The 6,998-nt window shown below is 72.3% G+C and carries 7 protein-coding genes; all 7 read left to right on the forward strand.

The annotated features are described in order from the left end of the window. Positions 1 to 78 precede the first annotated feature (78 nt). Positions 79 to 1,017 (forward strand): DUF4097 family beta strand repeat-containing protein, encoded by a 939-nt coding sequence (locus C1J01_RS44665; RefSeq protein WP_235855089.1) that lies wholly within the window; start codon positions 79 to 81, stop codon positions 1,015 to 1,017. 21 nt (positions 1,018 to 1,038) lie between these two features. Beyond that, positions 1,039 to 2,016, forward strand: a complete 978-nt coding sequence (locus tag C1J01_RS44670) for an ATP-binding cassette domain-containing protein (RefSeq protein ID WP_111185079.1) — start codon at positions 1,039 to 1,041, stop codon at positions 2,014 to 2,016. Continuing rightward, positions 2,013 to 2,816 (forward strand): ABC transporter permease, encoded by an 804-nt coding sequence (locus tag C1J01_RS44675; protein ID WP_111185080.1) that lies wholly within the window; start codon positions 2,013 to 2,015, stop codon positions 2,814 to 2,816. The genes C1J01_RS44670 and C1J01_RS44675 overlap by 4 nt, the downstream gene beginning before the upstream one ends. Then, entirely contained in the window at positions 2,813 to 3,349 is a 537-nt protein-coding gene (locus C1J01_RS44680; protein WP_111185081.1) for a DUF1707 SHOCT-like domain-containing protein, read from the forward strand. Before C1J01_RS44675 ends, C1J01_RS44680 begins: the two co-directional genes overlap by 4 nt. Before the next feature lie 111 nt (positions 3,350 to 3,460). Beyond that, complete coding sequence (locus tag C1J01_RS44685; protein ID WP_111185082.1) at positions 3,461 to 5,098, forward strand: amidase family protein; 1,638 nt, start codon at positions 3,461 to 3,463, stop codon at positions 5,096 to 5,098. 157 nt (positions 5,099 to 5,255) lie between these two features. Continuing rightward, on the forward strand, positions 5,256 to 5,963 hold the full coding sequence (locus C1J01_RS44690; RefSeq protein ID WP_111185083.1) for a ThuA domain-containing protein: 708 nt from the start codon (positions 5,256 to 5,258) through the stop codon (positions 5,961 to 5,963). After that, on the forward strand, positions 5,948 to 6,998 hold a 1,051-nt coding region (locus tag C1J01_RS44695), incomplete at its 3' end, for a Gfo/Idh/MocA family protein (protein WP_111185084.1). The genes C1J01_RS44690 and C1J01_RS44695, both read left to right, overlap by 16 nt.

Here is a 6,998-nt window from a genome sequence, read left to right on the forward strand (position 1 = left end):
CCTCGACCCCGCCCCCCGCCGGTCCGCCCGGCGCGCGACCCAGCAGAGCGGCAGCCGCTACACCGGCTGGGTGCGCTGATGACCACCGGATCCCACGAGGAGAAGACCACCATGCCCGCCTTCGCCACCCCCGAGCCGATCACGGCCGTGATCGACGTGCCCGCCGCCCACCTCCGCATCGAGGCGAGCGAGCGCGCCGACACCGTCGTGGAGATCTCCCCGAGCGACGCCTCCAACGACGCGGACGTGGAGATCGCCCGGCAGACCAAGGCCGAGTACTCCGACGGCAGGCTGCTCGTGAAGACCTCCGGCGGCCCGTCCACCCGGTCCTTCGGATGGGGCATCTCGCTCGACAAACTGGTCGAGTCGCCGGCGGACTGGGTGCGTTCGCTGATCAGCGGCGGCGGCACGGTCGAGGTGACCATCAGCCTGCCGGCCGGCTCCCGCGTCGAGGGCGGCGCGGCGGCGGACGTGCGCTGCCGGGGCCCGCTCGGCGACGTGCGGTTCACCACCTCCCTCGGCGACATCCGGGTCGACCAGGCCGCGCGCCTGCGGCTGAAGAGCGACCACGGCGACATCTCGGTCGGGCGCGCCGCCGGGCACGCCGAGCTCACCACGACCCACGGCAGCATCGGCGTCGGCGGGATCGACGGCACCGCGGTGATCAAGACCGCGCACGGCGAGGTGACCCTCGGCACGGTGACCGGCGAGCTGCGGCTCAGCTCCGCCCACGCCGACGTCACCGTCGACCGCGCCCTGTCCGGCGTCGTGGCCAAGACGGCGTACGGCAGCCTCACCATCGGCGAGGTCGTCTCCGGGGCCGTGGTCATGGAGACCACCGGTGGCGGGCTGGAGCTCGGCATCCGCCAGGGCACCTCCGCCTGGCTCGACGTCAGCTCGCAGCACGGCACCGTCGACGTCTCCCTCGACGCCGCCGACGGTCCCGTCGAGACGGAGCACACCCTTGAGGTGCGCGCCCACACCGACTACGGCGACATCGTCATCCACCGTTCCTGACCCCCGCAGGAGGAGAACACCATGACCGCAGCCATCGTGGCCGAGGGCCTGGTCAAGCGCTACGGCGCCGTGACCGCCCTCGACGGCGTCGACCTGACCGTCCCGCAGGGCACCGTCCTCGGGCTGCTCGGCCCGAACGGCGCCGGCAAGACCACCACCGTCCGCATCCTCACCACCCTGCTCAAGCCCGACGCCGGCCGCGCCGAGGTCGCCGGGTTCGACGTCGTGCGCGACGCCGACCGGCTGCGCGCCCACATCGGCGCCTCCGGCCAGTACGCCGCCGTCGACGACCACCTCACCGGCGCCGAGAACCTCGAGATGGTGGGCCGCCTCTACCACCTCGGCGTCAGGCGCAGCCGCCGGCGCGCCCGCGAGCTGCTGGAGCGCTTCGACCTCGCCGAGGCGGCCGACCGGCCCGTGCAGGGCTACTCCGGCGGCATGCGGCGCCGCCTCGACCTGGCCGGGGCGCTGGTGGCCGAGCCGCCCGTGCTCTTCCTCGACGAGCCCACCACGGGCCTCGACCCCCGGGCCCGCGCGGCCCTGTGGGAGCTCATCGCCGAGCTGGTGGCCGGCGGCACGACCGTGCTGCTGACCACGCAGTACCTCGAGGAGGCCGACCGGCTGGCCCACCGCATCGCCGTGGTCGACCACGGCCGGGTGATCGCCCTCGGCACCGCCGACGAGCTCAAGGACCAGGTCGGCGGCGACCGCATCGAGGTGACCGTGACCAGCGAGGCCGACCTGCGCGCGGCCCACGACGTGCTCGCGCCGCTGGCCGCCGGCGGCGTGCAGGCCGACGCCGGCGCGTTGCGGGTGACCGTTCCGGTCAGCGGCGGCGCCGCCGCGCTGACCACGGCGCTGGGACGGCTGGCGGACGGGCGGATCGCCGTGCGCGACGCCGGGCTGCGCCGCCCGACCCTGGACGACGTGTTCCTGGCGCTGACCGGGCACGAGGCCGGCCGGGAGGCCGAGGAGAAGATCAAGGAGAGCGTCCGATGAACACCCTGCAGATCGCCGTCGCCGACGGCATGACGATCGCCAAGCGCAACGCACTCAAGATCAAACGAGCGCCCGACCTGCTCGGCGGCGTGATCGCCCTGCCGATCGTGTTCGTGCTGCTGTTCGCGTACGTGTTCGGCAGCATGATCGAGCTGCCCGGCATCTCGTACGGCGAATACCTCATCCCCGGGATCTTCGTCCAGACGATCGTCATGAGCGCCCAGATCACCGGATACACGCTGACGCACGACCTGCAGAAGGGCATCTTCGACCGCTTCCGCACACTGCCGATGTCGCCCTCGGCGGTGCTGACCGGCCAGACGCTCAGCGACGTCATCATGAACGTCACCAGCATCGTCGTGATGGCCCTCGTCGGCCTGGTCGTCGGGTGGCGGATCAACTCCTCGCCGGGCGAGGCCGTGCTCGGCTTCGTGATGCTGCTGCTGTTCGCCTACGCGTTCTCGTGGGTGACGGCGGCGGTCGCGCTCGCGCTGCGCAAGCCGGACGTGTTCAACAACGCGGCCACCATCCTGTCGATGCCGCTGGTGTTCCTGTCGAACGCCTTCGTCGACAGCGCCCGCCTGCCCGGCCCGCTCCAGCCGATCGCCGAATGGAACCCCGTCTCCACGATCGTCCAGGCCGCCCGGGAGCTGTTCGGCAACGTCCCGCCGGGCGCGGCCGAGCCGGCCGCCTGGCCGCTGCGGCACGCGGTGCCGGTCTCGCTGCTGTGGACGGCGGTGCTGCTGGTCGTGTTCGTGCCGCTGGCCACGCGGCTCTACCGCAGGGCCGTGAGCCGATGAGGGAGGTACGGCTCCGGGAGGCCGACCGCGACCGGGCCGTGCACCTGGTCCAGCAGGCGTACGCGGAGGGCCGCCTCTCCTCCGGCGAGCTGGAACGGCGGCTGGAGCACGTGCTGACGGCCGCCTCGCCGGGGGAGCTGGAGCCCGTGCTCGCCGACCTGCCGGACGACCTGGACGGCATGGACGACGTGGTGGAGCTCGGCTCGACCGGCGGCGCCATCACCCGGGCCGGCGACTGGCGGGTGCCGCGCCTGCTGCGGATCCACTCCGGGTACGGCGGCGTACGGCTCGACCTGTCACAGGCGGTCGTCTCCTACCCGGTGATCGACATCGAGCTCCACCTGGAGTACGGCTCCGCGCTCATCGTCGTGCCGCCCGGCGCGAGCGCGGACGCCGACGGCGCGCACACCGACTGGGGCGGCATCACCAGCAAGGTCCCGGGCCACGCGGGAACCCCGCACGTCCGGGTCAGCGGCCGGCTCGCGTACGGACGCGTCAAGATCCGCCACCCGCGCTCGTGGCACCGAAAGTAATGGATCCGAAATGTCGGGGAAACTTCCCCGTCGCACCCTTCCTGGGTGATCATCGTTTGCCTCGTGCCGCCCGGGGCCGAGGCGGACACTCTCTGGAAGGACACGCACCCCATGAGACGTCCCAGTGTCTTATCCGTACGACGCCGCCTGACCACCCGCACCACCGTCCACCTCGCCGCGTTCGCCACCGTCGCGGCGGCGGTGACAGTGGCGGCGACAGTGGTGGTGGTGTCCCCGACGCAGGCCCAGATCGACCGCGGCCGCACGCGCCTGGACCTCGAGACCGTCACGGTCGCGCAGCTCCAGCAGGCCATGAGCACCAGGAAGATCACCTCTGAGCAGCTCACGAGCGACTACATCGCCCGCATCCGCGCGCTCAACACCAGCGGCCCCGGCCTGAACGCCGTCCGCGTGCTCAACGACAGGGCGCTGGAGGAGGCAAGGCAGGCCGACAGGGAACGCAGGAGAGGCACGGTGCGCGGCCCGCTGCACGGCATCCCCGTGCTGGTCAAGGACAACATCGACGTCCGCGGGCTGCCGACCACGGCCGGCGCGCTCGCCCTGGCCGGCTCCTACCCCTCCCGCGACGCCTTCCTCGTCGAGCGGCTGCGCGCCGCCGGCGCCGTCATCCTCGGCAAGACCAACCTCACCGAGTTCGCCAACTTCACCACCAACGGCATGCCGTCCGGCTACAGCGGCCTCGGCGGGCAGGTGCTGAACCCGTACGACGTGAGCCAGACCCCCAGCGGGTCGAGCTCCGGCTCCGGGTCCGCGGCGGCGGCCGGGCTCGCCGCCGTCACCGTCGGCACCGAGACCTCCGGCTCCATCCTCAGCCCCTCGGTGGCCAACTCCCTCGTCGGCGTGAAGCCGACCGTCGGCCTGGTCAGCCGGACCGGCATCGTGCCCATCGCCGCCTCCCAGGACACCGCCGGCCCGATGACCCGCTCGGTGTACGACGCCGCCGCCCTGCTGACCGCGATGACCGGCGTCGACCCCGAGGACCCGGTGACCGAGACCAGCGGCGGCGTCGCCGGCACCGACTACACGGCCGCGCTGAAGAAGGACGCGCTCCAGGGCGTGCGCGTCGGCGTCGCCGGCTCGCCGTCCGGCAACCAGGGCGCCGCCTTCACCCGGGCCCTCGACGTGCTGCGCGCCCAGGGCGCCACCCTCGTCCAGGTCACCGTGAACACCGGCGGGATGCCGCCCGGCATCCTCGACTACGAGTTCAAGCGCGACCTGAACGCCTACCTCGCCCGCCTGCCCCGCAACGCCCCGATGAAGACCCTCGACGACGTCGTCCGCTACAACCTCGAGCACGCCGCCGAGGGCGCGATCAAGTTCGGCCAGACGCAGCTGGTCGCCTCCAACGAGATCGACCTCGACGACCCCGCCGCCAAGGCGGAATACGAGGCCGACCGCGACAACGGCATCGCCACCGCCCGCTCGCGCATCGACTCGGTGCTGGCCGCCGAGGATCTGGACGCGATCCTGTTCTCCGGCAACGGCTCGGCCGGGATCGGCGCGCGGGCGCAGTACCCGTCGGTCGCCGTGCCGATCGGCTACGACCCGGCCAACGGGCGGCCGTTCGGCATGACGTTCCTCGGGACCGCCTACACCGAGGCGGCGCTGCTGTCGTTCGCCTACGCCTACGAGCAGGCCTCGCTGGAGTGGCGCCCGCCGTCGGTGGTCAACCCGTCGTTGTTCCGCTGCGCGGCCCCGGCCAAGCCGCAGCGCACCTGCGCCCCCTGACCGTCGTCCGACCGCGGATCACCGTCGCCTTCCGCGAGGCGGCGGTGATCCGCCCTCGGTGGCCTCTTCCTCCCCACCCGGAACCCTGACAGCATGATTGACCGGTATGCCGTTTTCTGGCGGCAGCCCGAGCGGTTCCTCACGTGATTGGGAGAGCATGGCAGGCGAACACAGGCGTACGGTCCTGGTGGTGCGGGGCGGCTGGGAAGGCCACGCCCCGGTGGCGGCCACCGACCTCTTCATCCCGTACCTGGAGAAACACGGATACGAGGTGCACCTGGCGGACAGCCCCGCCCCGTACGCGGACCCGGCGTTCATGTCCGGAGTCGACCTCATCGTGCAGTGCTACACCATGGGCACCATCCAGCCCGACGAGCTCAAGGGCCTGCGGGCGGCGATCGAGGCGGGCACCGGCATGGCCGGCTGGCACGGCGGCATCGCCGACTCCTTCCGCAACTCCTCCGACTACCTGCACCTCATCGGCGGCCAGTTCGCCTGCCACCCCGGCAAGGACCCGTCCGAGCCCGGCGCCGGCACCGAGCAGCACAACTTCGTCCCGTACACCGTCACCATGCTCCCCGAGGCGGCCTCCCACCCGATCACCGCCGGGATCGGCGACTTCGACCTGGTCACCGAGCAGTACTGGGTGCTGACCGACGACTACATCGACGTGCTGGCGACCACCACGCAGAAGGTCCGCTCCTGGGACCCCTGGCACCGCGAGGTCACCTCGCCGGCGATCTGGACCCGCCGCTGGGGTCAGGGCCGGATCTTCGTCGCCACTCCGGGGCACAGCCTCGACGTGCTGCAGCACGACAGCGTCCGCACGGTCATCGAGAGGGGCATGCTGTGGGCCGGCCGCTGAACGTCGGCGTCGTCGGCTGCGGCGCCATCTCGGCGCAGTACCTCACCACCATCGAACGCCTTCCGCGGCTGCGGCTGGTGGCCGTGGCCGACCTCGACCTCGACCGCGCCAGGCAGGCCGTGCGGGCCTACCCGGGCGTCGACGTGATGAGCGTGCCCGAGCTGATGGCCGACCCGCGCGTCGAGATGGTGCTCAACCTCACCGTCCCGGCCGCGCACGCCGATGTCGCCCTGCTCGCCATCGCCGCCGGCAAGCACGTCTACTGCGAGAAGCCGCTGGCCGCCACCTCCGCCGACGCCCGTCGGGTGCTGGACGCCGCCACGGCGGCGGGGGTGCGGGTGGGGTGCGCGCCCGACACCGTCCTCGGCACCGGTACGCAGACCGCCCGCATGGCGATCGACGACGGGCTGATCGGCACGCCCGTCGCGGCGACGGCCACGATGATGACGCCCGGTCACGAGCGGTGGCATCCCGATCCCGACTTCTACTACGTCGCCGGCGGCGGGCCGCTGCTCGACATGGGCCCCTACTACATCAGCAGCCTGGTCACCATGCTCGGGCCGGTGACGACCGTCATCGGGGCGGGGAGCCGTACGCGGAGCAAGCGCACGATCGGATCAGGGCCGCGCCAGGGCGAGTCGGTCCCCGTCACCGTGGACACCCACGTCACCGGGGTGCTCGTGCACGAGTCCGGGGTGCTGTCCACGCTGGTGATGAGCTTCGACGCGGTGGCCACCAAGGCGTCCAGGATCGAGGTCCACGGGGAGCAGGGCTCGCTCGTCGTCCCCGACCCCAACCACTTCGACGGCCCGGTGGAACTCGCCCGCCTGGGCGAGGACGGCTGGCGCACCCTCCCGGTCTCGGCCGGCTACACCGACGCCGGCCGCGGCATCGGCCTGGCCGACTTCGCCACCACCCCACCGGACCGCGTCCCCCGCGCCAACGGCGACCTGGCCTTCCACGTCCTCGACATCATGGAATCCTTGCTGACCTCCACCACCACCGCCCAAGCCGTCACCTTGACCACCACCACCT

Origin of the sequence: Nonomuraea aridisoli (assembly GCF_003236395.1) — a bacterium.
Classification (GTDB): Bacteria; Actinomycetota; Actinomycetes; order Streptosporangiales; family Streptosporangiaceae; genus Nonomuraea; species Nonomuraea aridisoli.